The 25,494-nt window shown below is 74.0% G+C and carries 24 protein-coding genes; 8 read left to right on the top strand and 16 right to left on the bottom strand.

Annotated elements, in window-relative coordinates:
* Positions 1-118: 118 nt before the first annotated feature.
* Both ACFVXH_RS00705 and ACFVXH_RS00700 read left to right on the top strand, forming a co-directional pair.
* A complete protein-coding gene (locus tag ACFVXH_RS00705) occupies positions 119-1,342 on the top strand; it encodes a serine hydrolase domain-containing protein (RefSeq protein WP_387819365.1) in 1,224 nt (407 codons plus the stop codon).
* 106 nt (positions 1,343-1,448) lie between these two features.
* Entirely contained in the window at positions 1,449-1,985 is a 537-nt protein-coding gene (locus tag ACFVXH_RS00700) for a hypothetical protein (RefSeq protein WP_049651396.1), read from the top strand.
* A gap of 74 nt (positions 1,986-2,059) precedes the next feature.
* On the opposite strand, the gene ACFVXH_RS00695 is transcribed toward ACFVXH_RS00700, so the two are convergent.
* Positions 2,060-3,079, bottom strand: a complete 1,020-nt coding sequence (locus ACFVXH_RS00695) for a hypothetical protein (protein WP_387819363.1) — start codon at positions 3,077-3,079, stop codon at positions 2,060-2,062.
* 130 nt (positions 3,080-3,209) lie between these two features.
* On the opposite strand from ACFVXH_RS00695, the gene ACFVXH_RS00690 reads away from it, so the two are divergent.
* Entirely contained in the window at positions 3,210-3,809 is a 600-nt protein-coding gene (locus ACFVXH_RS00690; RefSeq protein ID WP_387819361.1) for a TetR/AcrR family transcriptional regulator, read from the top strand.
* On the opposite strand, the gene ACFVXH_RS00685 is transcribed toward ACFVXH_RS00690, so the two are convergent.
* A complete protein-coding gene (locus tag ACFVXH_RS00685; RefSeq protein WP_387819359.1) occupies positions 3,806-4,477 on the bottom strand; it encodes a TetR/AcrR family transcriptional regulator in 672 nt (223 codons plus the stop codon). The two genes, ACFVXH_RS00690 and ACFVXH_RS00685, sit on opposite strands and share 4 nt — an antisense overlap.
* 115 nt (positions 4,478-4,592) lie before the next feature.
* Here ACFVXH_RS00685 and ACFVXH_RS00680 point away from each other — a divergent pair, with 115 nt between their 5' ends.
* Both ACFVXH_RS00680 and ACFVXH_RS00675 read left to right on the top strand, forming a co-directional pair.
* Positions 4,593-5,336, top strand: a complete 744-nt coding sequence (locus ACFVXH_RS00680) for an SDR family oxidoreductase (RefSeq protein WP_049651400.1) — start codon at positions 4,593-4,595, stop codon at positions 5,334-5,336.
* A gap of 61 nt (positions 5,337-5,397) precedes the next feature.
* Positions 5,398-5,820 carry a hypothetical protein gene (locus ACFVXH_RS00675; protein WP_387819357.1) on the top strand — a complete coding sequence of 141 codons (423 nt, stop codon included), beginning with the start codon at positions 5,398-5,400 and terminating at the stop codon, positions 5,818-5,820.
* 105 nt (positions 5,821-5,925) lie between these two features.
* Here the strand turns inward: ACFVXH_RS00675 and ACFVXH_RS00670 are convergent, their stop codons facing one another.
* Positions 5,926-7,461: a carbohydrate binding domain-containing protein gene (locus ACFVXH_RS00670; RefSeq protein WP_387819355.1), complete on the bottom strand. Its 1,536-nt coding sequence runs from the start codon at positions 7,459-7,461 to the stop codon at positions 5,926-5,928.
* A 345-nt stretch (positions 7,462-7,806) separates the two neighbouring features.
* Between ACFVXH_RS00670 and ACFVXH_RS00665 the strand changes: the two genes are divergently transcribed.
* Positions 7,807-8,760, top strand: a complete 954-nt coding sequence (locus ACFVXH_RS00665; RefSeq protein WP_049658731.1) for an aldo/keto reductase — start codon at positions 7,807-7,809, stop codon at positions 8,758-8,760.
* A 28-nt stretch (positions 8,761-8,788) separates the two neighbouring features.
* Here the strand turns inward: ACFVXH_RS00665 and ACFVXH_RS00660 are convergent, their stop codons facing one another.
* The 4 genes from ACFVXH_RS00660 to ACFVXH_RS00645 form a co-directional block, all read right to left on the bottom strand.
* On the bottom strand, positions 8,789-9,391 hold the full coding sequence (locus ACFVXH_RS00660; protein ID WP_117487287.1) for a GNAT family N-acetyltransferase: 603 nt from the start codon (positions 9,389-9,391) through the stop codon (positions 8,789-8,791).
* Between the two features lie 102 nt (positions 9,392-9,493).
* Positions 9,494-10,177, bottom strand: a complete 684-nt coding sequence (locus tag ACFVXH_RS00655) for a nitroreductase family protein (RefSeq protein ID WP_049658730.1) — start codon at positions 10,175-10,177, stop codon at positions 9,494-9,496.
* A gap of 145 nt (positions 10,178-10,322) precedes the next feature.
* Positions 10,323-11,960, bottom strand: coding sequence for an ABC-F family ATP-binding cassette domain-containing protein (locus tag ACFVXH_RS00650; protein WP_074002235.1), 1,638 nt, complete (start codon positions 11,958-11,960; stop codon positions 10,323-10,325).
* 152 nt (positions 11,961-12,112) lie between these two features.
* On the bottom strand, positions 12,113-13,345 hold the full coding sequence (locus ACFVXH_RS00645) for a hypothetical protein (RefSeq protein WP_387819351.1): 1,233 nt from the start codon (positions 13,343-13,345) through the stop codon (positions 12,113-12,115).
* Between the two features lie 523 nt (positions 13,346-13,868).
* Here ACFVXH_RS00645 and ACFVXH_RS00640 point away from each other — a divergent pair.
* Positions 13,869-15,482 (top strand): ABC-F family ATP-binding cassette domain-containing protein, encoded by a 1,614-nt coding sequence (locus ACFVXH_RS00640; RefSeq protein ID WP_387819349.1) that lies wholly within the window; start codon positions 13,869-13,871, stop codon positions 15,480-15,482.
* A gap of 21 nt (positions 15,483-15,503) precedes the next feature.
* Here the strand turns inward: ACFVXH_RS00640 and ACFVXH_RS00635 are convergent, their stop codons facing one another.
* Positions 15,504-16,943: a S41 family peptidase gene (locus ACFVXH_RS00635; RefSeq protein WP_387819347.1), complete on the bottom strand. Its 1,440-nt coding sequence runs from the start codon at positions 16,941-16,943 to the stop codon at positions 15,504-15,506.
* Between the two features lie 406 nt (positions 16,944-17,349).
* On the opposite strand from ACFVXH_RS00635, the gene ACFVXH_RS00630 reads away from it, so the two are divergent.
* Complete coding sequence (locus ACFVXH_RS00630; protein ID WP_074002239.1) at positions 17,350-17,562, top strand: hypothetical protein; 213 nt, start codon at positions 17,350-17,352, stop codon at positions 17,560-17,562.
* A gap of 27 nt (positions 17,563-17,589) precedes the next feature.
* On the opposite strand, the gene ACFVXH_RS00625 is transcribed toward ACFVXH_RS00630, so the two are convergent.
* The 8 genes from ACFVXH_RS00625 to ACFVXH_RS00590 form a co-directional block, all read right to left on the bottom strand.
* Positions 17,590-18,240 carry a Pr6Pr family membrane protein gene (locus tag ACFVXH_RS00625; RefSeq protein ID WP_387819345.1) on the bottom strand — a complete coding sequence of 217 codons (651 nt, stop codon included), beginning with the start codon at positions 18,238-18,240 and terminating at the stop codon, positions 17,590-17,592.
* Positions 18,241-18,397: 157 nt separating this feature from the next.
* Positions 18,398-19,105, bottom strand: a complete 708-nt coding sequence (locus ACFVXH_RS00620; protein ID WP_117491580.1) for a response regulator transcription factor — start codon at positions 19,103-19,105, stop codon at positions 18,398-18,400.
* Between the two features lie 17 nt (positions 19,106-19,122).
* Positions 19,123-20,421 carry a sensor histidine kinase gene (locus tag ACFVXH_RS00615; RefSeq protein ID WP_387819343.1) on the bottom strand — a complete coding sequence of 433 codons (1,299 nt, stop codon included), beginning with the start codon at positions 20,419-20,421 and terminating at the stop codon, positions 19,123-19,125.
* Positions 20,418-21,395: a hypothetical protein gene (locus tag ACFVXH_RS00610; RefSeq protein ID WP_387819341.1), complete on the bottom strand. Its 978-nt coding sequence runs from the start codon at positions 21,393-21,395 to the stop codon at positions 20,418-20,420. The genes ACFVXH_RS00615 and ACFVXH_RS00610 overlap by 4 nt, the downstream gene beginning before the upstream one ends.
* A gap of 128 nt (positions 21,396-21,523) precedes the next feature.
* Positions 21,524-22,072 (bottom strand): GNAT family N-acetyltransferase, encoded by a 549-nt coding sequence (locus ACFVXH_RS00605; RefSeq protein WP_387819339.1) that lies wholly within the window; start codon positions 22,070-22,072, stop codon positions 21,524-21,526.
* A gap of 81 nt (positions 22,073-22,153) precedes the next feature.
* The gene (locus ACFVXH_RS00600; RefSeq protein WP_387819337.1) at positions 22,154-23,218 is read right to left on the bottom strand and encodes a hypothetical protein; all 1,065 of its coding nucleotides are present in this window, start codon (positions 23,216-23,218) and stop codon (positions 22,154-22,156) included.
* Between the two features lie 96 nt (positions 23,219-23,314).
* Positions 23,315-24,430 (bottom strand): hypothetical protein, encoded by a 1,116-nt coding sequence (locus ACFVXH_RS00595; protein ID WP_387819335.1) that lies wholly within the window; start codon positions 24,428-24,430, stop codon positions 23,315-23,317.
* A 49-nt stretch (positions 24,431-24,479) separates the two neighbouring features.
* Entirely contained in the window at positions 24,480-25,493 is a 1,014-nt protein-coding gene (locus ACFVXH_RS00590; protein ID WP_387819333.1) for a hypothetical protein, read from the bottom strand.
* Position 25,494 lies beyond the last annotated feature (1 nt).

The following is a 25,494-nucleotide window of genomic DNA, read 5'->3' as shown; positions in this document are numbered from 1 at the left end:
ACATCGGGGGCGGGCGCCCCCCCCCCCGTCCGCCCCGGGGCGCCTGTTACCTTAAACATCTCCGGGGGGGCGGCCACCCCCCGCCCCCCCCCACGACCAGTCTGGAGCCGGACCGCACGTGAACGCGCACACGAACCGCAACCGTTGGGCCGTCGTGGCCGCCTCCGCCGCCCTGGCGGCCGCGCTGACGGTCGGGGCGGGCACGCCCGCCCTCGCCACCACCTCCACCGCCACCGTGTCGGCGACGACGGCGGCGAACCCGTCCGCGCTGCCGCCGCTGGACCCGGCGGCGCTCCGGGCCGCCCTCGCCCAGCGGCCCGCCGCCGACGTCTCCGCCGGGTTCGTGCGGGTCACCGGCTCCGCCGGGAGGTTCGAGGGCAGCTCGGCGGAGGGCGGGGCGGCCGTGGACCCGCAGGGCCGGTTCCGGATCGGGTCGATCTCGAAGGTCTTCACCGCCACCGTCGTCCTCCAACTCGCCGCCGAGGGCCGGATCGACCTCGACGGCAGCGTCCGGCGGTACCTCCCGGACCTCCCCGCCCAGTTCGGGGCGGTCACGGTCGGGCAGCTGCTCAACCACACCAGCGGACTGCCCACCGGCGACAACACGTTCTGGGGCGACGGCACCACCGGCTGGTTCGCCGAGCACCGGCTCGACGCGCCCACCCCCGAGGAGATCGTCGCCTCGACGGCCGGGCAGTCGCCGGCCTTCGACCCCGGGACCGCCCAGCAGTACAACGGCATGAACACCTTCGTCGCCGGGCTGGTCGTCGAGAAGGTCACCGGCCACCGCTACGCCGACGAGCTGCGCCGTCGGATCATCGGCCCGCTCGGCCTGCGCGACACCTCCCTCCCGGACGCCGACGACCCGGCGCTGCGGCGCCCCGCGACCCGCCCGTACCTGACCGTCCCCGACGCAGACGGCGGCTCGCACCGCGTGGACGTCACCGAGCAGAGCCCGTGGCCCTGGGCCGAGGGCGGCATGATCTCCAGCGCCCCCGACCTGGACCGCTTCATGACCGCCCTGTTCCGGGGCCGCCTCCTCCCGCCGGCCCAGCAGGAGGAGCTGTTCACCGTCCCGGAGGTGCCCGTCGCCCCGGGCAACCGCTACTGCCCGGACGACACGGCGTGCATGAGCATGGGCCTCGTGCGCCTCGCCTCCGGCGGCGTCGTGGCCTGGGGCAAGACCGGCTCCCGGCCCGGTTCCACCAGCGGCGTCTTCGCCACCCGCGACCTCTCCCGGACGGTCGTGTACTCGGTCGACCCGACCACGCTGAAGGGCACCGAGACCCCGTACGCCCTCGGGCTGCTGAAGTCCGCCTTCGGGTTGGGGTCCATCAGCTGACGGCCCGTCTCCGACCCTGGGCGGACGGGCGGCTGGCTCGCGCGGGGGAGGGGGACGGGCCGAGCGGTGGACGTGCGGCGGGGGCGGTGTCCGGGAGCGTGGACGCATGCTGAAGACCATCCCGGTGGGCGACACCGAGCGCCCCGTTCCCCGGTGGGCCCTGCGGCTCGCCAAGGCCCTCCCGTTCATCGTGCTGCCGCACTGCCTGTGGCGGCTGCCGTTCGCGTTCGACTTCCGGATGGGCACCGTCGACCCGCAGGCCCCGGCCTACGTCTGGTGGGCCGCCCCGTACGTGATCGGTTTGAGCGTGCTCACCGAGGCGCTGACGCTCCTGACCCTGGGGCTGGTCAGCGGTTGGGGCGAGGTGTTCCCGCGCTGGGTGCCCGTGCTGCGGGGCCGCCGGGTGCCGCCGCTCGCGGCGGTCGTCCCGGCCGTGCTCGGCGGGCTGGTCCTGGCGGCCCTGTTCGACGGGATGCCGCTCGGCTGGCTGGGGGTGTTCGAGGAGGTCGGCTACAGCAACGGCTGGTGGCTGCTCCTGGGGCGGGTCTGCACCTCGACGGCGATGTTCTGGGGCCCGATCACCCTCGCCCTGGCCTGGGCCTACCACCGCCGCCGTCGCCCCGCCGCCGCTCCGGCCCGTTGACGCCCGGCCGCGGGCGGGCCGCCGTGCGCGGGAGGTCGGCCCGGCCGACTTCCCGCGCTTCCGCGGCGGGCGGCTCAGTGGGTGCGGTAGTAGTCGGCGACGGCGGAGAACGCCTCCTTCGGGTCCCAGGGCAGGCCGGGGTAGGTGGTTCCCACGCGGTCCTCGTAGGTCCTGACGACGCCGTAGCTGGCGAGGTCGAGGTCGTCGCGGGGGTCCCCGTCCGGGCGGTGGACGTGGTCGTAGAGGGCGAAGGTGAAGACGAAGGCGGCGTCGATGCCGCCGGCGTCGAAGGCCTCCAGCAGTTCCCGGACGTACGCGGCCTGCCCGGCCTCGTCCCGCTCGTAGACGCCGTCCAGCCGGACCGGGCCCCCGTCGGCGTACTCGACGATGTCCAGGCCGTTCGCGCCCCGGTCGCCGGCGCCGCGGAAGGTGGCGGAGCCGAACTCGGTGACGGCGACCGGCTTGCCCTGGGCGGTCAGGTCGCGGACGCCGCCGGCGAAGCGGTCGGCGGTCTCGGCGGAGCGGTACAGGTCCAGGGAGACCAGGTCGAAGGGCTCCCAGTCGACGCGCTCCAGCGGTACGGCGGCGTACGTGACGCGCCCGCCGAAGCGGGCCCGGACGGCGGCCACCGCCTCGGCGAGGAACGCGTTGACCCGGCCGCTCACCGCACCGAGGTGTTCGCGCACCTGCTCGGGCCGGGCGAGCAGGGCGAGGCGCTCGCCGATGCCGGAGCCGGGCAGGAACCCCGGGTTCATCAGGCTGAGTTCGGCGCCGGTGACGAACACCACCTCGGCGCCGCGCCGCCGCAGCCGCTCGGCGCGCTCGGCGCAGTCGGTGAGGAGCGCGAGCATCGCGTCGGCGGTCAGTTCCAGCGGGTAGGGCGAGAACCAGACCTCCAGGCCCAGGTCGGCGGCGTGGCCGGCGGCGAGCTCGATCCGCTCCGGGTCGCCGCCCATGATGCGGACCGCGGTGCAGTGCAGGTCGTCCCGGATGATCCGCAGCTCGCGCTCGACCGCCTCGGAGTCGAACCAGGCGCGGGAGTACGCCCCGTCCCTGATGAAGCCGGTGTCGTAGCTGATTCCCTTGGTGCGCACGTTCTTCCGCCTTTCCGGCGAGAGAGAATTTACGGTACGGCCGGTACCGTAGTTGCCGACGGCCCGGCACGGCAAGAAGGATGGGGAGGGTACGGGCGGTATCGGCGGGCGGACTGGGCGGAGCGAGGGCATGGCCGGGCAGACGCGGCGGCGCGGAGCGGCGCTGGAGGAGGCGATCCTGCACGCCGCGGTCGAGGAGCTCACCGGGGCCGGGTACGCCGGGCTGACCATGGACAAGGTCGCCGCCCGCGCGGGCACCAACAAGAACGCCATCTACCGCCGCTGGCCCAACCGGCTGGCACTCGGCATCGCCGCGTACAAGCAGCTCGCGAAGACCGCCCCGCTCCCCGACACCGGTGAACTGCGCGGCGACGCCCTGGAGTTGCTCCGCCAGGCGAACCGTCACTGGAGCTCCCCGCTGGGCGCCGTACTGCGCGAGCTGCTGGCCGCGGCCGGCGGTGCCACGGAGTTCCTGGCCCAGCTGCAGGACCAGTCCGGCGACGCCGTGGCCGCGCCCTGGCTCACCGTCCTGGGCCGCGCCGTCGCCCGCGGCGAGGCCGCCCCCGAGGCGCTGCACCCCCGGGTGGCGACGGTGGCGATGGTGCTGCTGCGCAACGAGTTCATGGCGCGCGGGGTGCCGACGGCGCCGGACGACGTCCTGGTGGAGATCGTCGACGAGGTGTACCTGCCCCTGGTGCGCGGGCGCGGCCAGGGGCGGCAGCGGGGTTAGCGGGTGCGGTTCCCCTCGGTGTTTGCCTCGGCGTTCCCGCGGGCGTTCCCGCTGGCGTTCCCCGTGAGCAGTGAGTCGGCGAGCCGCTCCGCGGTGCCCGCGTCCAGCGGCCCGTGCCCGAGCAGGAAGCGATACCAGAACACCCCGTAGACCTGGTCGGCGATGAGGTCCGGATCGGCGTCCGCGGACAGTTCGCCGCGCTCGCGTCCCCGGGTGAGGAGTTCGCGCAGCGCGTCGCGGCGGGTGGCGGTGAAGCTCCGCATCAGGTCGGCGAGGTGCGGGTCGCGCGCGGCCTCGCGGGCGACGGTGCGCAGTGCGGGGGCGGTGGTGTCGCGCTGGGCCGCCTCGAAGGTGGTGCTGACGAAGGCGCGCAGGTCGGCGCGCAGGTCGCCGGTGTCGGGGCCGGACACGTCCTGGCCGGCGCGGTCGGTGAGGGCGTCGAGCAGGACGGCGCCCTTGGAGGGCCACCAGCGGTAGACGGTCTGCTTGCCGACGCCGGCCGCGCGGGCGATGGCGTCGATGGTGACGGGGGTGCCGTCGGACTCGGCGAGCAGGCGCAGCGCGGCGTCGAGGATCGCGCGGTGGGCGGCCTCGTTGCGGCGGCGTCCGGTGTGCGGGCGTGCCGCCGGGGTGCCCTCGGTGGCCTCGGTGCCCTCGGTCTCGCTCATCGTGCTCCCTCTCCTCCGGTGTGCCTCTCCCCGATTCCCCTTGACAAGACTATCAGTCTCGACAACCATCATTTCCGGAACCGACAGTCTCGACAAGTCGAAAGGCCCCACCACCATGAGCACTGCGTCAACCCCCTTCGCCGGACAGCGCGTCGTCGTGATGGGCGGCAGCTCGGGCATCGGCGAGGCCACGGCCACCGCCTTCGCCGCCGACGGCGCCGAGGTCGTGGTGACCGGCCGCGACCGCGACCGGCTGGACGCCGCCGTCGCCAGGATCGGCGGCAAGACCACCGGGCACCCGCTGGACGCGACCGACCCGGCCGCCCTCGCCGCCTTCTTCGCCACGACCGGCGTGGTCGACCACCTGGTCGTCGCGGTCAGCGGCGCGGCCGGCGCCGGCCCGTTCGCCCAGCTCGACCTGGCCGAACTCGCGGCCGGCTTCGACGCCAAGTTCTGGCCGCAGGTGCGCGTGCTCCAGGCGGCGCTGCCGCACCTGCGCGAGGACGGCTCGGTCACCCTGATCACCGCCGCCTCGGCCCGCGCCGCCTTCCCCGGCACCGCCGGACTGGCCGCCATCAACGGCGCGCTGGAGGCGATGGTGCCGCCGCTGGCCGTCGAGCTGGCCCCGCTGCGGGTCAACGCCGTCTCGCCCGGCGTGATCGACACCCCGTGGTGGGACCGCGTACCGGCCGAGCAGCGGGCCGCGCTGTTCGAGGGCCTCGCCGCCACCACCCCGGTCGGCCGGGTCGGCCGGGCGGAGGACGTCGCCCGGGCGATCCACCTGCTGGCCGCCAACGGCTTCGTCACGGGTGTGGTACTCGACTGCACCGGCGGGGCGAACCTTCCGACCGGCCGCTGAGCCGGCCGCTGGGCCGCGCGGAGCCGGCGGTGCTGTCACAGCTCGCCCGTACGGTTCGACCGTGAACGTTCCCGAGGTCATCCCCGTCAGCCACCGGCCCGACCACCGCACCGACACCATCGGCCGCTGGCAGGGCGGCCAGTTCCTCGCCTCGGCGCTCTGCCTCGGCGCCGGCCGGTACTACGCCGTCCTGCACCGCTTCGACGGCGCCGGCCGCCACCTCGACTCGCGGATACGCCCCGCCGACGAGGCGCCGCAGGCCCGGCTGCTGCTGGCGGAGTGGCTCGACGCCCTGCCCGGCCGCGAGTACGGGGACATCGCGATCGCCCCGTTCGCCGTGCAGGTCGACGGCGAACTGTTCGGCCTGGTGCGCGAGGACTACGAACCGGACGAGGTGGACGACGAGGAGGATCGGGTCCACTTCGAGCTCTACCCCGACGGCCTGGGCTTCGACGCCCCCTGGTGCGGCTGCTACGACACCTGAGCCGCCCCGGGGCGCGTCACCACTCCGCCTCCCGGTAGGCGGGGCCGGCGGCCGGCCGACCACCGGGCGTGTGGTCGACTGCCCGGCGGCCGGTGGCCGGTGGGATCAGCCCGCGTACTGGCCGAGGATCTTCGCGAACTCGTACGGCTGCTGCGGGATGTTGGTGCACTTGGACAGCGAGCCGCCGGTGCAGGCGTTGGCGTCCCGGGTGGCGTCCCAGAAGGAGAGCATCCCGAGGTGGTTCTGCCGGGCGAAGGCCACCAACTGCTGGGCGTCGGCCTGGTTGTAGACCTGGTGGTCGTCGTTCTCGCCGATCATCGGGGTGACGCCGACCATGGCCCACAGCTGGGCGTCGGTCTTCGCCGGGTAGAGCGCCTTGAGCTGGCCGAACAGCGACTGGGCGGCCTGGACGGCGGCGTTGCCGTAGTCCGTCCCGCTCCGGTAGTAGTCCATCGCCATGATGTTGACCAGGTCGACGGCCACCCCGGCGTCCCGGGCGGACTTGACGATGGCGACGCCCTCGGAGGTCAGGCCCTCGGGCAGGACGGGCAGGGTGAAGGAGACCCTGAGGCCCGGGTGGGCCTGCTGGAGCCTGGCGAGGGCGGCCGAGCGGCGGTCGTTGGCGGCGGTGTCGGCGATGGCCGCGCCCTCGATGTCGAAGTCGACGTAGCGCAGGTTGTAGGCGCTCACCACCGCGTCGTACTCGGCGAACAGCGAGTCCACCGTGGTGCAGGCGGCGGCGAGTTCGGTGCCGGCGGCGCCGCCGAAGGAGACCTTGACGTCGCCGCCGGCCGCGCGCAGCGCGTCCACCTGGTCCTTGGCCCAGGCGGTGCGCGGGTCGTAGGCGTTGAACCAGCTGGCCTTGCAGCCGACGCCGGTGACGAAGCCCATCGTGTAGCCCTTGAGGCCGGCGGCCTTGGCCAGGTCGGGCATCGAGGGGGTCGGCCAGGCGCCCATGTCGATGAACGGGGCGACCGGGAGCGCGACGTTCGGCGCCGGGGTGCCCGGGCCGCCGGTGGGCGTACCGGTCGGCGTGCCGGTCGGGGTGCCCGTCGGGCTCGGCGGGGTCGAACTCGGCGGCGGGGTGGTCGGGTTGCCGCCGCCCGGGCCGGTCAGGGCGATGTCGTCGGCGAGGTAGCCGCCCTGCCCGTACCAGCCGTGCAGGTACACGGTGACGCTGGTGGTGGCCGCCCCGGTGGTGAAGCTGGTGGACAGCTGCTGCCAGTCGGCGCCGCCGGCGGTCCAGGTGGCCGGGTCGGTGACGCCGCTGCCGGTGGCGCCGAGGTAGACGTACCGGCCCTGCACCCAGGCGCTGAGCGTGTACGTGGTGTTGGGCTGGACGCTGACGGTCTGGCCGCACTGCGCGGTGTCGCTCGCGCCCACCGCCCCCTTGAGCGCGTACGTCCCGCTGTGCGCGCCGGAGTCGACCACGCTCCCGGTGCCGGCCGAACAGCTCCACGGGCCGAGCGCGCCGCTCTCCAGCCCGCCGTTGGCGAGCAGGTTGCCGTCGGCGGCGCCGGCGTTCCCGGCGAGGACGGCCAGGCCGCCGGCGGCGAGCGCGGTGGCGGCGGCGAGGCTCAGCAGGGTGGTCCGGCGGGCGGGGCGGCGGTGCGTGGGGGCGTGCTGGGGCGCGCTGGGCATGGGGGTGCCTCTCGGGACGTGGGGGCCGCCCGCGCCGCGAGGGGGAGGCGCGGGGCGGGCGGCGGCCTGGGGTGGTCCGGGGTGGGGGAGCGCGGTGCTGAGCATCAAACTGGACTAGACCAGCTGTGCACGTCAAGCGTTTCCCGGCCTCGGACGCCCCGTCAGGGACAGGTTTTAGGAACGGTTAAGACGATGCCGGGCGGCGGTCGCGGCGGGCCCGGGGACGAAGGGGCTTGACCTTGAGTGCACTCCAAGGTGAAAGCTGAAGGCGTTGATCACGCACCACCACGCGAACACCGCGGCCACCCCCACGGGAGCCGCGGAAATCACGACGGGAGCACCACCATGCGCAACGCCTCGTTCGGCACCAGCGGCCCGGAGATCGGCGTCATCGGTCTCGGCTGCATGGGCATGACCTGGGCCTACACCGAGCGGGACCGGGACGACGAGAAGTCGGTCCGGGTGATCCGGCAGGCGCTGGACCTCGGCGTCGGCCTGATCGACACCGCCGACATGTACGGCCCGTACACCAACGAGGAGGTGGTCGGCGCCGCGCTGGCCGGCCCGTACCGGGAGCGCGCCTTCCTGGCCACCAAGGTCGGCATTGTGCCGGGCGGCGCGGGCCAGCAGGAGCGCAACGGCCGGCCCGAGCACGTGCGCCGCTCGATCGACGAGAGCCTGCGCCGGCTGGGCACCGACCACGTCGACCTCTACCAGCTGCACCGGGTCGACCCCCAGGTCCCGATCGAGGAGACCTGGGGCGCGTTCGCCGAGGTCGTCGCGGCGGGCAAGGCCCGGAGCATCGGCCTCTCCGAGGCGGGCGTCGAGGAGATCAAGCGGGCGCAGAGCGTGCACCCGGTGGCCTCGGTGCAGTCCGAGCTGTCGCTGTGGACCCGGGACGCGCTGGCCGAGGTGCTGCCGTACACCGAGGAGCAGGGCATCGCCTTCCTGCCGTTCTCGCCGCTCGGCCGGGGCTTCCTGACCGGCGGCATCACCTCCATCGAGGAGCTGCCCGCCGACGACTTCCGCCGCCGGCTGCCGCGCTTCCAGCACGACGCGCTGCGGGCCAACCTGGCGCTGGTCGGGAAGGTCCGGGCGGTCGCCGAGCGGATCGGCGCCACCCCGGCGCAGGTCGCGCTGGCCTGGGTGCTGGCGCAGGGCCGGTACGTCTTCCCGATCCCGGGCACCAGGACGCCGCGCTACCTGGTGGACAACGTGGGGGCGGCCGGGATCGAGCTCTCGGCGGCGGACCTGGCCGAGCTGGACGCGCTGCCGGCCGCGACCGGCGAGCGCTACTGACGGCGGCGCTGCCCCCGTACCCGCGCCGTCAGCGCTCCCGCACCCACACCAGCTGCCGTCCGGTCTCGCCCGGAGCCCGGACGGCGGCCTCCGCGACCCGGTCCAGCCGGTAGCCGAGCTTGCGCGGGACGGCCGCGCTGGCGCCGTTCGCCCGGTCGCAGCGGATCTCCACCCGGGTGATCCCGGGCAGGGCCAGCGCGGCCTCGGTCAGTGCCCCGGCCGCGGCGGTGGCGATGCCCCGGCCGACGTGCCCGGCGGCGACCCAGTAGCCGATCTCCAGCGCGCCCGGGCCGATCCGCCCGTGCAGGCCGAAGGCGCCGATCACGCCGCCGGGCTCGGCGTCCAGGCCGGCCAGGTACATGAAGTCGGTGCCGGCCTCCCAGGCGGCCGCGCCGGCCCGGGTCAGCTCGGCGGTCCGGGCCCGGGAGGGGGCCTCGGCCGCCCACTCCATCCAGGGCCGCAGGTGGTCCAGGTTGGCGCGGACGGCCTGGTTCAGCGCCGCCGTGTGGCTGCTGCGGCGGCGCCGCAGCCAGAGGCCGCCGGGCAGCCGCAGCCGTTCCGGCGGCCGCCCGGCGGTCGCCTCCACCAGCGGCGGGGCGAGGCCGCAGGGCCGTGGCTGTGCTTGGCTCATGGCGGCGATTATGTCCTTGGCCGGGACCTGTCACCATCGGATATCCCTCTGGTGGCGGGCGCGTCCCCCGGTGGCGGGCGCGCCCGGCCGCACCCCGGCGCGTCAGAGCCGGACCATCACCTCGTCGAGCTCCTTGCGCCGCAGGTCCGGCACGCGCGCCCCCTCGGCCGGGTAGCCGACCGGGATGACGTACGCGGCGCGCTCCTCCGCCGGGCGGTCGCACACCTCGTTGAGGAACTTCATCGGGCTCGGGGTGTGGGTCAGCGTGGCCAGGCCGGCCTGGTGCAGCGTGGCCAGTAGCAGCCCGACCGCGATCCCCACCGACTCCTTGGTGTAGTACGGGCGCGGCGACTCGGGGCCCTTGTGCACCTCGAACACCACGATCACGGCCGGCGCGTCCTCCAGGAACGGCTTGCGCCAGTCGGTGCCGATCGGGGCGAGCGCGGCCAGCCACTCCTCGGACGCCCGGTGGCCGTAGAACTCGCGCTCCTCGGTCTCGGCCGCCTCGCGCAGCCGCCGCTTGCGCTCCGGGTCGGTGATCACCACGAACCGCCAGGGCTGGACGTGCGCGCCGCTGGGCGCGGTGGAGGCGGTCCGGACCGCCCATTCGACCACCCCGTCCGGGATCGGGCGGGTGGAGTAGTCGCGGACGGTCCGGCGCTGCGCCATCACGTCGTGGAAGGACCTGCTGCGGGCCTCGGCCTCGTGGGCGGGCACCGTCATGGGGGTGAGCGGGACGGTCGGGTGGGACGTCCCCGCCACGGCGCTGTCAGTGCTGTCAACCATGGCGCACAGCACAGCACATGACGGCCCCTCCGGGAGGGGGTTTCCGGGAAGAGGTAGAGACCAATCCCCGGAGACCCATCCCGGAGGCCATCCCCGGAGGCCGATCCGGCCGGCGGCCGGTCCCGCTCCCCGGGCCCGGCGACCCCTACAGCTCGTGCGCCCGCCCGTCCCGGACCTCGATCCGCCGGTTCACCGCCACCGTGTCCAGCATCCGCCGGTCGTGGGTGACCAGCAGCAGGGTGCCGGTGTACGAGCCGAGCGCGGACTCCAGCTGCTCGATCGCGGGCAGGTCCAGGTGGTTGGTGGGCTCGTCCAGCACCAGCAGGTTGACCCCGCGGGCCTGCAGCAGCGCCAGCGCGGCCCGGGTGCGCTCGCCGGGGGAGAGGGTGCCGGCCGGGCGCAGCACGTGCACCGCCTTGAGGCCGAACTTGGCCAGCAGGGTGCGCACGTCCTCCGGCGCGAGCTCCGGCACGGCGGCCGCGAAGGCCTCCAGCAGCGGCTCCCCGCCGAGGAACAGCCCGCGCGCCTGGTCCACCTCGCCGACCACCACGCCGGAGCCCAGCGAGGCGCTGCCGCCGTCGAGTTCGAGCCGGCCGAGCAGGGCGGCCAGCAGCGTGGACTTGCCCGCGCCGTTGGCGCCGGTGATGGCGACCCGGTCGGCCCAGTCGATCTGCAGGTCCACCGGGCCGAAGGAGAAGTCGCCGCGCTTGGCGACGGCCGCGCGCAGGGTGGCCACCACCGAGCCGGAGCGCGGCGCGGTGGCGATCTCCATCCGCAGCTCCCACTCCTTGCGCGGCTCCTCGACCACGTCCAGCCGCTCGATCATCCGCTGGGTCTGCCGGGCCTTGGAGGCCTGCTTCTCGGTGGACTCGGTGCGCTTCGCCTTGGCGTTCTTGTCGTTGTCGCTGCTCTTGCGGCGGGCGTTGCGGACGCCGTGCTCCATCCAGTTGCGCTGCATCTGGCCCCGGGCCTCCAGCGAGGCCTTGGTGTCGGCGTACTCGTCGTACTCCTCGCGGGCGTGCCGGCGGGCCACCGCCCGCTCCTCCAGGTACGCCTCGTAGCCGCCGCCGTACAGGTTGACCTGCTGCTGGTGGAGGTCCAGCTCCAGCACCTTGGTCACGGTGCGGGCCAGGAACTCGCGGTCGTGGCTGATCAGCACGGTGCCCGTGCGCAGGCCCTTGACGAAGGACTCCAGCCGCTCCAGGCCGTCCAGGTCGAGGTCGTTGGTGGGCTCGTCGAGCAGGAAGACGTCGTAGCGGGAGAGCAGCAGCGAGGCGAGGCCGGCCCGGGCGGCCTGGCCGCCGGACAGGGCGGTCATCGGCAGGTCCAGCGAGACCTTCAGCCCGAGCGAGTCGGCGACCTCCTCGGCGCGCTCCTCCAGGTCGGCGCCGCCGAGGTCCAGCCAGCGCTCCAGGCCGACGGCGTACGCGTCGTCGGCGCCCGGCCGACCCTCGACCAGGCCCTCGGTGGCCTCGTCCAGCGCGGCCTGCGCGGCCGCCACACCGGTGCGGCGGGCCAGGAAGTCGCGCACCGACTCGCCCTCGCGCCGCTCCGGCTCCTGCGGCAGGTGGCCGACGTTGGCGCTCGCCGGGCTCAGCCGCAGCGAGCCGCCCTCGGGGGTGTCCAGGCCGGCCAGCAGCCGCAGCAGGGTCGACTTGCCGGCGCCGTTCACGCCGACCAGGCCGATCACGTCGCCGGGGGCGACGACCAGGTCCAGGCCGGAGAAGAGGGTGCGTTCGCCGTGGCCGGCGCTGAGGTCCTTGACTACGAGTGTGGCGCTCATGATGAGCCCGATTGTAGGAGGAGCCGGGCGTCCGGCCGAAAAGACGGGGGCCGCGGCCGTCGCGGCCGCGGCCCCCGGATCACCGCTCAGCGGGTCACCGCGCCGCTCGGAAGACCACTCGGCCTTCGTCGGAGCGGGTCACTCGGCCTTCTTCACTTGGCCTTCTTCGAGAAGTACTCGAACATGTGCTGGGCCACGTCCTCCAGGTACGGACCGGCCTCGTAGGTGTTCGCGCCGTTGCCGATGGAGGTGTCGCTGACCAGGGCGGGCTTGCCGTCCTTGGTCGCGTACCAGCCGCCGCCGCTGCTGCCGCCGGTCATGTTGCAGCCGATCAGCAGCATCGCCGGGCGGCTCGGGTCGCCGGTCTTCTTGGACGGCTTGCCGCCGTCGCAGTGCTCCAGCTCCACGCCGTCGAAGGGCTTGCCCTCCGGGAAGCCGTAGTTGCTGACGGAGCCGACCTGGTCACGCGGGGCGTTGAACCAGAGCGGGACGGAGCCGCCGACGGTCTCCTCCAGCGACTTGCCGCCCGGGCTGGGGTTGGCGACCTTCACGATGCCGAAGTCGTACTGGCTCCACGGGCCGCCCTTCTCCGGGTCGGCCTCCGCGGCCCACTGCGGCGAGACCATGCCGGAGGTGGCGGTCCACTCGCCGTACGGCTCGGCGTCCTCCAGCTTGGCCTGCTTGTTGCCGTTGCTCAGCACGCCGTTGCTGTTGAAGGCCGGGGCGAAGGTGATGTCGGTGTAGTACTTGTTGCCCTTGCCGCCGTGCAGGCAGTGGCTGGCGGTCCACACCAGGTTGCTCTTGCCGGGGTTGGCCGGGTCGGAGACGACGGTGCCGGAGCACACGTAGTCCTCGTTGCCGTCCTTGAAGAAGATCTTGCCGTTGACGTGCATGTTCTTCGGGAACGGGTGCGCCACGGGCTTGGCCGGGACCATCGCGGGCAGCTGGTCCGCGCCGCCGCCACCGCCGGGCTGGGCCGCGGTGGGCTGGGCCGTGGGCGCGGCCGAGGCGGGCGCGCTGGTGGCCGGCGCGGCGCCGGTGGGCTGCGCGGGCGGCTGGGTCCCCTCCGGGGCGGGCTGCGGCAGCGGCTTCGGCTTGGCGTCCAGCAGCTTCTGCAGGGTCCAGTAACCCTTGACCGCCGGGGTGATCACGTTGGCCTGGGCCCACTTGTCCCAGTCCTCCAGCTTCCAGGTCTTCAGCTCTTCGAGCGTCGGAAGCTTGATCGGAGCCGCGCCCGGCGTGCCGGAGGCGCCGGCCGTGACGCCGGGAGCCGCGGTCACGGCCGGGTCGGCGTTGTCGGGGCCGCACGCGGTGGCGACCACCATGGTCAGCGCGACGACGGAGGCGCCCAGGACGGCACGGCCCGGCCGGGATATCGGTGACATGAGTTCAAATCCCCCTGTTGACTACCGCCACGCGGCCCGTTCCCCGGGTGCGGCCCCACTCGGCCGCAGGCATGGCAGGTGAGGAGTCTGCCATGCGTCCGGGGGACTCCCGAATTCCGCACCGGACCGGGACGGGGCCGTCACCGGATGGGCACGGGATCGGCACCGGGGGCCCGTCGAGGAGCGGTCCCGGGGGGTGCGCTCGGCGGGTCGCGCGGTGGTCCCGGCGGGCCCGGCGGCCGGTAAATCGGTTGCACGCCCCGGGCGGGCTGCCTAGCGTGGTCCGGGTCATCAGCCAGACAAGGAGAAGGCCGTTGCTCTACTGAGGTCCCGGGACACCGCCCCCGCCGCGCAGGCCCTGCTGCCGTCGCGCGGTGCGCGAGTGTGCGACCTCAGTCACGGCCCGTGGCACTCCTCTGCGTGACGCCACCCCTTCGTTCCCCCGGCCGTGCCCGGTTTCCGCACCCGCGGTGTCTCCCCGTGTTGCTCACCACCCCTTCGGCAACCACCCCGGGAGGCCTGTATGGCACACCACCCCACCACCACCGCCGTCCTCTGCACCGAGCTCTCGTTCGAGTGGCCCGACGGCAAGCCCGTCCTGGACGGCTTCCAGCTCGCCGTCGGCCCCGGCCGCACCGGCCTGATCGGGCTCAACGGCGCGGGCAAGTCCACCCTGCTGCGGCTGATCGCGGGCGAGCTCGCCCCGACCGGCGGCACCGTCCGGATCGACGGCGAACTCGGCTACCTGCCACAGGGGTTGACGCTCGACACCACCCTGCGGGTGGACGAGGCGCTCGGCATCCGCGCCGCCCGCGAGGCCCTGCACGCCATCGAGTCCGGCGACACCGACCAGCGCCACTTCGACGCGGTCGGCGACGACTGGGACGTCGAGGAGCGCGCCCGCGCCACCCTCGACCGGCTCGGCCTGCACCGCCTCGGCCTCGACCGGACCACCGGCGAACTCTCCGGCGGCGAGGCCGTGCTGCTGCGGCTGGCCGCCCTGCTGCTGGCCCGCCCCGACGTCCTGCTGCTCGACGAGCCCACCAACAACCTCGACCGGGCCGCCCGCGAGCGGCTCTACGAGACGGTGGCCGGCTGGAACGGCGTGCTGCTGATCGTCAGCCACGACCGCGAGCTGCTCCGGCACGTCGACCAGATCGCCGACCTCCGGGACGGCGAAGTCACCTGGTACGGCGGCAACTTCGATGAGTACGAACGCACCCTCGCGGCCCAGCAGGAGACAGCCGAGCGGCTGCTGCGCAACGCCGAGGCCGACGTCCGGCGCCAGAAGCGGGACTTGGCCGAGGCCCGCATCCGGCTGGACCGCAGCGCCGCGTACGGCAAGAAGCGCTCGGTCACCCGCAACGACCCGCACATCTTCGCCGGGATGCTCAAGCGCAAGGGCCAGGAGACGGCCGGCCGCCTCCAGGGCATGCACACCGAGCGCCTGGAGGAGGCCAAGGCCCGGCTCGACGCGGCCGAGGAGGCCGTCCGGGACGACGCCGAGATCCGGATCGACCTGCCGCGCACCGCCGTCCCGGCCGGGCGCACCGTGCTCACCCTGGACAGGGTCCGGCTGCCCCACGGCACCACCGCCGACCTCGACCTGCGCGGGCCCGAGCGGATCGCCCTGGTCGGCCGCAACGGCGCCGGCAAGACGACGCTGCTGCGCACCATCGCGGGCGAACTCGGCCCGCCGGCGGGGGAGGTCGTCACCCCGGTGCCGCTGCGGCACCTCCCGCAGCGGCTCGACCTGCTGGACGAGGAGCGCTCCGTCGTGGAGAACGTCAAGCTGTTCGCCCCCACCGCCGGGGACAACGCGGTCCGCGCCCGACTCGCCCGCTTCCTGTTCCGCGGCGCCCGGGCCGACCAGCCCGCCGCCACCCTCTCCGGCGGCGAGCGGTTCCGGGCGACGCTGGCCGCCCTGCTGCTGGCCGACCCGCCGCCGCAGCTGCTGCTGCTCGACGAGCCGACCAACAACCTGGACCTCGCCAGCGTCCGCCAGCTCACCCAGGCGCTGTCCGCGTACCGGGGCGCGCTGATCGTGGCCAGCCACGACCTGCCGTTCCTGCGCGGCCTGGGCCTCACCCGGTGGCTGGAGCTGGACGGCGAACTGCGGACGGTGGAGCCGATGTAGCGCCTACCGCTGCTCCTGCCGTTACTGCTCCTGGTCGTTCTCGGCGTCCCCCTGGTCGCCCTGGTCGCCCTGGTCGCCCTGGCTGCTCTGGTTGCCTTGGGCGTCCTCGGTGAGCATCCGGCGGGCCGTGCTCAGGGCCGAGTCCCTGAGCGCGGCCAGCTCGTCCGGGGTGAACACCGGTGTGCGGACGTTCGGCGGGATGCCCGGGCCGTCGAAGGTGCTGCCGTTCCTGGTCAGGTACTTCTCGTTCGGCAGGACGGCCATGAACTCCGGCGAGAGCGACTTGATCATGATGTCGGAGAAGACGCCCTGGGTGTTCTCGCCGACCCGGAGCACCCGCGGGGAGCGGCCCGTCATGGCCTGGGTGAAGGTCTCCGCGGCGCTGGTGGAGATCGAGGAGGTGAGCACCGCCACCGGCCCGGTGAAGTGCCCGCCCGCCGACGGCCGTACGGTGATCGGCTCGGGCCGGGTGAACTTCGTCGGGTCGGCCGGGTCGTTGCGCGCCACCTTCCGGTAGGCGACGTACGGGCGGTCGGTGAGCCGGGCGGCGATGTGCAGCCCGAGCGCGTCCGAGCCGCCGCCGTTCAGCCGCACGTCGACGACCAGGCCGGTGGGCCGGTCAGGGCCGGCCAGCACGGCGTCCAGCGCCCGGTCCAGCTCGTCGACCTGGCTCCGGAAGTCGCCGTCGGTGTAGCCGTCGAAGCTGCTCACCCGGAGGTAGCCGAGGCCGTCCGGGAGCCGGCCCACGCCGAGCCGGCCGCCGGCGAACTGCTGCTCCGGGCCGGTGAGCTGGGCGGCCGAGGCCTGCAGGGCCCGCGCGGTCAGCTCCGGGGTCTGCACCGTCGAATCCGGCCGCTGCCCGCCGAAGACCTCCTTGGCGTGCCCGTCGACCACCCGGGCCAGCCCGGTGTGCGCGTCGCCGAGCGGGCCGAGCATGTCCGTGAAGACGTCCTGCAGCCGGTCGGCGGTCGTCGCCGGGGTGATCGTGGGCCGCTTCTCGTCCCGGACGGCGTGCCAGTCGATGCCCTTGGCGGCGAAGAACGGGTAGTTCTCCTCGAAGTCCTCCCAGAACCGGTCGAAGACCGCGAGCGGGTCGTTCGGAGCCGGCCGCGCGCACAGCGGCGGCAGGGCGTCCAGGCGGGTGAGCGACTTGGTGCCGACCCCGCTCTCCTCGCGTTCCACGGCCCGGTTCCGGCCCTTGGGGGTGAGCGTCATGGCGAGGTTGCCCACGGTGTAGCGGGTGGTGCCGTCCGGGCCGGGCTCCGAGGCCTGCGTCCCGGTGACCCACCCGGGCAGGCAGCTGTGCGCGGTCACGTCGTAGGTGGTGACCCGGCCCCCGGAGACCGCGATCAGCAGGCCGTAGCCCTCCGTCCGCCAGACCCCCTCCAGCGGGTTCCCCCGCCCTTCCTGCGCCGCGGCCGCCCCCGGTGCCGCCAGCCCCACCGCCGTCGCGAGGGCCACCGCCGCGGCCGCGGTCCTGCCGATGCCGCTTCCGGTCCTGCTGCGCGCCGTTCCCGTCGTGCGTCCTGTTCCCGTCCTGCGCGCCGTTCCCGCCGTGCGCGTCATCCCTGACCTGCGTGCCATTCCTGACCTGCGTGTCATCTCCGGCCTCCGCCGAAACCCCGGTCTCCCCCGCGGAACCCCTCCGCCACCGCTCCCCGTCGACGCTACGGCCGGCCCCACCGCCCGGGCGTCATCCGACGAGCCGCACCCGCTTCCTCCTCCGGGCGCACCGGCTTCCTTCTCCGGGCCGACCCGGAGCCGGGCGCAATGGTCCTCGGCGGTCTCGACAGCGACCGTTTTGACTGCGGGTGAAAAACCGCCGTCCGCGGCCCCAACTACCCGTCGCTCCAGTACCATCGGCGGCATGCCTGCGCTCACCATCGAGTACACGGAGCACGAGCTCGCCGCGATCCGCGAGGCCGCCGCCGCGGACGGCAAGACCGTGAAGGCCTACGTCCACGACCTGAGCGTGCGCGAGCAGCAGCGCCGGGTCTTCGTGGACCACGCGGTGGCGTTCTGGAAGGCGCACCGGGCCGAGTTCGACGCCGCGTTCCCCGAGGACGCGCCCGCCGCGTGAGCGACGGGGGAGCGTGGACTCCCGGGGCTATGCCTGCGGCGTCGACCGCAGCCTTCCCGCGATCCGCGTCCCGAGCCGGTCCAGCCCGACGACGAGTGCGGCGAGCGCCACGAACTCGACGGTCAGCAGGGCTATCTGGCCCCAGACGTAGCCGTAGCCCTTGGTGGTCGGGTCGAAGAAGAAGTACGGGTAGGGCATCGGGTAGTCGTCGAACAGCGCGTTGCGGGTGAGCACGATCGCCGCGTAGCCGAGCGGGAAGCCCAGCCAGAGCGGGATGTCCTTCCACGCCGAGGCGTTGCGCGGCTTGAGCACCAGCCAGTCGGCGATCACCATCACCGGCGTCACGTAGTGCAGGAAGAACGACGACCAGTGCGCCAGCCTGTCCGGCCCGCTGACCAGCCCGGGCAGCGGGTTGGCGCCGTGTTCGAGCAGGATGTGCGAGACCAGCCCGGTGATCAGGATGTACAGCGTGGCGGCGCCGCGCAGCCGGGGCGCGGGCGCGTCCACGGTGCCGCGCTTGAGCATCCAGTACACCGCGCCGATGAAGTAGCCGAACACGATCACGTTGCTCTGCACGGTGAAGTAGACCAGCGGCGCGGTCCCGAGGGTCAGGCCGAGGCCCGCCGAGAGCACGATGCCCATGCGCCACCAGAGCGCGGGTCGGGTCCGGACTGTCATGCGGTCACCAGTTCGTTCCAGGCGATACGGGAGGTATCGGACGTCGAGGGGGAAACCCGCACTCTACTCGCTGGTACCGATCGGATGGAATCCACGTTCGAGCCGTTCGGGCGTACCGGGGGCACGGGTGATGGTCGCGGTGGATCCTGAGCGGGCGTCAGCCCGGCAGCACGAAGCCCGACTCGTACGCCGCGATGACCGCCTGGGTGCGGTCCCGCGCGCCCAGCTTGGCCAGCACGCTGCCGACATGCGTCTTCACCGTCTCCTGGCTCACCACCAGCTGCCGCGCGATCTCGCCGTTGTTGAGCCCGGTGGCCATCAGCCGCAGCACCTGCCCCTCCCGCTCGGTCAGCCGCCCGATCGGCCCCCGGTCGCCCGACCCGGCCTCCCGGCGCCGGTCCGCGCCGTGGCGGAGCGCGAGGTCGCGGACGGCCGCCGGGAACAGCAGCGAGTCGCCGCGCGCGACCAGCCGCACCGCCTGCACCATCTCCTCCGCCCGGGCCCGCTTCAGCAGGAACCCGGCGGCGCCCGCGCGCAGCGCGTCGTACACGTGGTCATCGTGCTCGAAGGTGGTGACCACCAGGATGCGCGGCGGCGGGGCCATCCCGTTGACCAGCTGTTCGGTGGCCCGGATGCCGTCGATGCCGGGCATCCGGACGTCCATCAGCACCACGTCCGGGCGCAGTTCGCGCACCAGCGGGACGACCTCGGCCCCGTCGGCGGCCTCGCCGACCACGGTGAGGTCCGGTTCGCTGTCGATCACCACCCGCAGGCCCAGGCGGACCAGCCGCTCGTCGTCCGCGATCACCACCCGGATGCCGTCGGCGCCCTGCCGCGTTCCCTCGTCCACGGCGTCGTACCCCATCTCGTTCATGTCCTCGTTCACGTCGTCCCTCCCACCGGCAGCCAGACGGCCAGCCGCCACGTCGTTCCGTCCCCGTCCGGCCCCGCCGCGCTGCCGCCGTGCAGGGCCGCCGCCCGCTCGCCGATCCCGCGCAGCCCGCGCCCGCCGCCGGGGCGGCTCGGCCGGGCGGGGCCGAGCGGATTGGTCAGGTCGATCTCCAGCCGGCCGTCGGCGAGCCGGACCCGCAGCCCGGCCGGGGCGGGCCCGGCGTGGCGCAGCACGTTGGTCAGACCCTCCTGCACGATCCGGTACGCCTCGCGGGAGACCGGCTCGGGCAGGCCGGCCAGCCCGGGCGCCAGCTCGGCGTCCACCGCCACCCCGGCGCGGCCGAGCTGGCGCAGCAGGTCGTCCAGCCCGGCGAGGGTCGGCCCGGCGGGTCCGGCGGCCTCCGGGTCCTCCTCGCGCAACAGCCCCAGTACGGCGTCGAGTTCGGCGACGGCCGCCCGGGCGGTCTCCTCGATCGCCGCGAGCGCCTCGGCGGCGAAGTCCGGGTTGCTGCGCAGCACCCGGGCGGCGGCCGAGGCCTGGATGCCGACGGCGCTGAGCGCGTGGCCGACCGAGTCGTGCAGCTCGCGGGCCAGCCGGTTGCGCTGGGCGAGCACGGTGGCCCGGCGCTCGGCGGCGGCCACCCGCTCCTCCGGGGTCGGGCCGAGCAGGGCGGGCGCCCAGCGGGCGAGCAGCGCGCCGCAGACGGCGTTGGTGCCGACGATCAGCAGCAGAACGCCGAGGCCGAGGGCCGGGCCGGTGACCAGCCAGCCGGGGAAGTGCCGCTCCCACAACCGGACGAACTCCCTGGTCCCCGCGAAGCCGCAGACCAGCACCACCGCGAACGGGGTGCCCGCCAGCGTCATCCCGGCGACCACCCCGCCGAACAGGACGTGCAGCACGTACCAGAGCGCGGTACGCCACCGGGCGCCCCAGGAGCGGGCCGGTCCGGTGGCCAGCTCCTCCGGCCGGGCCGCCGAGCACAGCGCCCGCGCCGCCGCGCCCTCCAGCCCCCGCACCATCGGCACCAGCGCGGTGACGGCGGCCATCGGCAGCGAGGTGAGCAACGACAGGACGTAGAGCAGCAGTTGGCGTCCGGGCGGCTGGTTCGGGTTGAGCGCCCCGTACAGCACCACCGACAGCATCCAGTACGGCATCAGCAGCGCGCCGCCCAGCACCAGGTGCACCCAGCGCAGCCGGGCCCGCCGGCCGACCGACGCCCCCGCCGCACGCCGCAGCCGGACGCCCACCGCTCCCGTACGCCGCAGTCGCATGCCCACCCCCGTGATCACCCGCGCGACTCTACGGCAGCGGCGCGCCGGAGGGTGCCGCGTTCGGTGAGCGCGACCGCCCCGACCGCCAGGACCAGCACCGCGGCCACCACCTGGGCGCCCTGGACCAGGGGCGTCAGCCCGGGGACGGCCGTCCGCAGCTCGGTCACCCGGGTCGTCGTCGCCCCGAAGGCCACCAACTGCCAGGCGCCCCAGCCGAACAGCGAGCCGGCCGCCGTCCAGACCGCCAGCAGCGGCCCGAGCAGCCGGCGCCCCGGACGGAACCGGAAGACCAGGACCAGCAGCGCCGCCGCCGCGGCCACCGCCATCACCGCCGTCACCCCGTTCATCACCGCCACGCCCCGGGACCGGCCGTCCACCAGGTCCCGCGGCACTCCGGCGGTGCCGCCGAACGCCCAGTAGACCCGGGCCGCCGCGACACCTGCGGCGAGCAGCGCGGCGACGCAGGCGAGGACGCGCTGCACGGTCAGGGTGGGGGAGTCGGGCAGGTCGCCGATCCGCTCCCGCAGCAGCCCGGCCCAGCGCCGGCGGGCGTACAGCACGAAGGCGGTGATCAGCGCGAGGCCCTGGACGGCGAAGCCGCCGTACACGACGGGGAAGACCCAGCCGCCGAGGCCCTTGTCGTCCGGGTCGGCGCTCTCCGGCCCGAGGACCAGGAGGCTCAGCAGGTACAGCGGCAGCGCGACCAGGATCGTGCCGAGCAGACCGGTCGCCACCCACATCGGGAACGCCACCAGCCCGGCCGGCGCCCGCCGCCCCCACGGCCGGACGAACGCCAGCGCCAGGGCCACGGCGATCGCGTCCATGCCGAAGGTCAGCAGGTTCACCAGCCACAGCCGGTCCATCTCGCCGGGATCGCCCGCCCCCACCGGATGCCCGGTCAGCCACAGCAGCTTCAGCGTCAGGTACGGCCCGGTCGCCGCCACCGCCGTCCACGCCGCCCCGGCCCGCACCACGTGCTCGTTGATCCTCATGCCCCCACGGTCCCGCCAGGCCGGGCGCCGGGGCCTCCGCCCGGGGCGCGATCCCGCTCCCCCTGGCGGGGGATCTCGGCGGGCGGGGGCTCCTCCGGCGGGTCCTCTCCGGGCGGCGGGCTCCGGCCTCAGGCCATCCGGTGGATCACCCGGTCCTCCTCGTCGGTGCGGCCGTCCGGGTCGGCGACCAGCCCGAGCCGCTCGGCGAGCCGGCGCGAGGGCAGGTTGTCCGCGTGGATCAGGGCGACCACCGGGACCCCGGGGTGGCGCGGCAGCGCCTCCGCCATCGCCGCCCGGGCCGCCTCCGCCGCGTACCCGAGGCCCCAGGCGGACGGCCGGAACCGGTAGTAGAGGTTGAACACCCGCTCCCCGTCCAGGGTGTGGAGGTAGAGCCCGGCGAACCCGATCACCGTCCCCGGGTCCTCCCGGGTGGCGACGGCGCAGTACCCCACCCCGTCCCGCACCCAGTCGGCGACGAACCCGTCCAGCATCTCCCGCGCCTGGACGAGCTCCCGCTGCGGCCCGTGCGGGTTGTACCGGTTGGTCTCCGGATCCCCGTGGATCGCGAACACCGCCCCCACGTCCCCCTCCCGCGGCCGCGTCAGCACCAGCCGCTCGGAGACGGCGACGACGGTGCGGGCGGTGCGGTCGGTACGGTCGGTGGTGGTGGTGCTCATGGCGCTCCCCCGTGTCTCACGTAATAGGTCCATCGCAAGATAGACCATTACCCCGACGCCCGCCCGCCCATTTTCCGCCCGCTACAGGATCGGCTCACACCCGATCGCCTGGCCGCCGGCCGTGAGGAACTGCTTCCAGGCCTCGTCGGAGGTGGAGAACAGGTGCCCCAGGTGCCTGATCGCGCCGATCCGGAAGTAGACGGGGCGACCGTGGCAGGTCACCACGATCTCGTCCCGGGGGAGGGACCCCACCCAGCGGGCACGGCCGAACGCCTGCCTGGTGTCCCGCTCGGTGGCCTCCGGCCGGAGCCGGGACTCGGTGGCGATGACGAGGGAAGAGGTGCTCCCGTGCGCATCCTCAGGCGTGATCTCGCAGGTCCACAGGGGATCGGATCCCACGGTCACGGCCTCCCTGTAGCGCTTGTCGGGCGAGCGCTGGACGGAGACCCCCGGCAGGCCGCAGACCGCGTCGCCGTCGAGCTCCCGCTCGGTGGCGGCCGGGGCCAGCTCGTGCAGGACGGGCAGCGGCGCCTTGCCGCAGCCGCGCTGGTCCGCGATGCGGTCGGCCGCCGACACGGCGAGCCGGGCGAGCTTCAGCGGGTCGGGATCCTTCCCGGAGTACGCGGTGACCCTGGCCCAGAGCCCGTTGGGGCAGCCCTCGGGGAGCAGTGCCCACGCCTCGTCGCCACGGACGGCGCCGACCGCGCCACCGTTCGCCGAGGCGGCGAACGTCCGGGCGCCGGGAGGGATCGGGAGGTGGAACACGTCCTTGCTCTCGCCGAGGGACACCCGGATGTTCCGGTCGTCGCCGAACATCCCCCCGGCCACCTTCACGGTGCAGACCGCCGTGCCGCGGCTGACGTTCCCCTCGTACGGCTCCGCGCTGACCTTGCCCGACCCGAGCGCTTCGTTCACCGCCCGTGAGCTCACCACCTCGTCGCACACGCTGTCCGGCCCGAACCTGTTGGTCATGTCGTCCGCCAGCAGCGCCCACCCGGCGACCCCCAGCCCGGCCACCAGCCCGACCGCCGCCACTGCCATGACCCCGGCCCGCACCCGCAGCCCCCGCGTGGTGAACCCCCGCCGGTCGAGCGCCGCGTCCATCCGCCCGACCGGGCCGCTGGCGGAGCCGTTCTTGTCTTCCATGGTGTGTCGTTCCCCGGTTGCTGCTCGGTCGGTCGGATTCAGGCGTGCTCCTGCGGGCGGCCGGTCGTCAACCGGCCGCCCGCAGGAGGGGAGGCGTCACAGGATCGGCTCACAGCCGATCGCCTTGCCACCGGCGGTGAGGAACTGGCGCACCAGGTCGTCCTGGTCGGGGAAGAGGTAGCGCTTCTCAAGCTGAGAGGAGTACCCGCCGGTGACGGTGAAGAAGACGTCCTTGCCCTGACAGCTCGTGACGAGCGTTCCGCCGGCCACCCACTGGGCCCGACCCAGATCGGAGGCCGTACCGTTCTTCCGACCCAGGGCGGTTGTCTGCGGCTCGGTGGTGATCGCGAACTGCTGCACCCGGCTATCGCGTCGCGGGTCCCCGCCGATCGTGCAGGACCAGATCGGGGCGGTGGCGGTGGTGACCTGCTGTGGCATGCGCCACCGGGCCTCGGGGTTCTTCGCGGGTGCGAACCCCGGCAGGCCGCAGAGGTTGGCCCAGTCCGGGTCCGAATCGATGCCCTTCTCCGACAGGCTCGCCGGTGCCGGGGGCACCCCGTTGCCGCATCCGCGCGCCTTGGCCACGTCGTTGGCGAGGGCTACGGCCAGCCGGGCCCTGGTCTCGTCCTGGCCGGTCTCACTGGTGCGGACCTCGGCTCGAACGCCCTTCTCGCACCCCTCGGGGAGTACGGCCCATGCGACGTCCGGCGTCACCGAACCGGCAGAGTCACCGGAGAACAGCCGGGCGTCCGAGGAGGCCAACGCGCCCGGACCGTCATCGGTGTTGTGGGTGATGGTGAACTGTGCGACCGCCGTGGAGGTCTGGAACAGGCCGGAAGTGACCCTGGCGGTGCAAGTGTTCCCGGTGTAGTCCTCCGTGGCGGAGTAGCGACCCTTGCTCTCACTGATCCGCCCCGACCCCAGCAGGTGGTGCACCTGGTCCGCGGTGACCGCCCCGTCGCACACACTGTCCGGCCCGCCGAGGTTCGTCAGCCGGTACAGCCCGAACCCCACCGCCCCTACCGGAACGAGGGAGAACGCCACGAGTACGACCGCCAGCCGTACCCGCAGCCCCCGCGTGGTGAACCCCCGCCGGTCGAGCGCCGCATCGACGCGCCGGGCGAGGCCCGTGGCGGAGCCGTCGGGCTTGTCGTCGTCCTTCGTTTCCACGATGTGCTGTCCCCTGTGTGTTGCTCGGTCGGCCGGAATCACGCGTGCCTCCGTGGGCGGACGGTCGCGAACCGGCCGCCTGCGGGAGGTGTCAGAGGATCGGCTCGCAGTTGATCGCCTTGGCACCGGCGGTGAGGAACTGTTCCCAGGTCGTCTTGCCGATGAGGTCCCGGAAACCGTCCACTTCGAACCGGAAGCGGGTGGGCCGTCCCTGGCATGTCGCCATGACTTCGTGTTGCCCGACCCAGTGGGCTCGGCCGAAGGCCGGACCGGGGTCGAGGGTCCACGGCTGGACGAGGCGCGGATCGGTGCCGATGGAGAAGGTGATCGCGGACCTGAGGTCCGCGTCCGAGTGGATCCTGCAGGCCCACAGCGGATCGGTCGCGTTGGTCACGGTCTCCTGATAGACGGGGCCACCGGGAGTGTCGGGCATCGTCAGCCCCGGCAGGCCGCAGACGGCGTCGCGGTTGAGGGGGCGGTCCGCACCCGCCGGGGTGAGCTCGCGCGGTGCGGGGAGCGGCGCCCCGCCGCAACCCTGTTGTGCCGCGACGCGGTTGGCCACCGCCGTGGCGAGCCCGGCGAGCTTCCGGGCGTCGGAGGACCGGGACTTGACGGTGGCCCGCTGCCCGTTGGCGCAGTCCTTCGGGAGCAGCGCGAAGGCGTACGACGACTTGTGCACGGCACCGGCCGCGCCTCCGTTCGCGGAGGCGGCGAACAGCTGGGACTCCGCGTCGTACTTGAACCTGGCGAGGTCTCCGGCCTTGGGGAGCTCGATGACGGCGAACCGGTCGTTGCCGAAGATCCCGTTGCTCACCATCGCCGCACAGGACGCGCCGGGGGTGTCCAGCTTCCCGTCGCCGTACATCGTGGAGCTGACCTTGCCCCACCCGAGCGCGTCGTTCACTTCGTCCGCGCTCACCGCGCCGTCGCACACGACGTCCGGCCCGAAGGCGTTCGTCAGGTTGTCCGTCAGCAGGAGCGACCCGCCGCCCAGCGCGGCCAGCACCACCGTCACCACGATCCCGCGCCAGGGTCGTTGCAGCCGGTAGCGTGGCTCGTCGGGGTTGTCGGAGTTCTCTTCGTGGTTGGTCTTCTTGGTCTTCACA

It is taken from the genome of Kitasatospora sp. NPDC058184 (assembly GCF_042883725.1).
GTDB lineage: Bacteria > Actinomycetota > Actinomycetes > Streptomycetales > Streptomycetaceae > Kitasatospora.
This window is presented reverse-complemented; position numbering and strand designations above follow the sequence as displayed.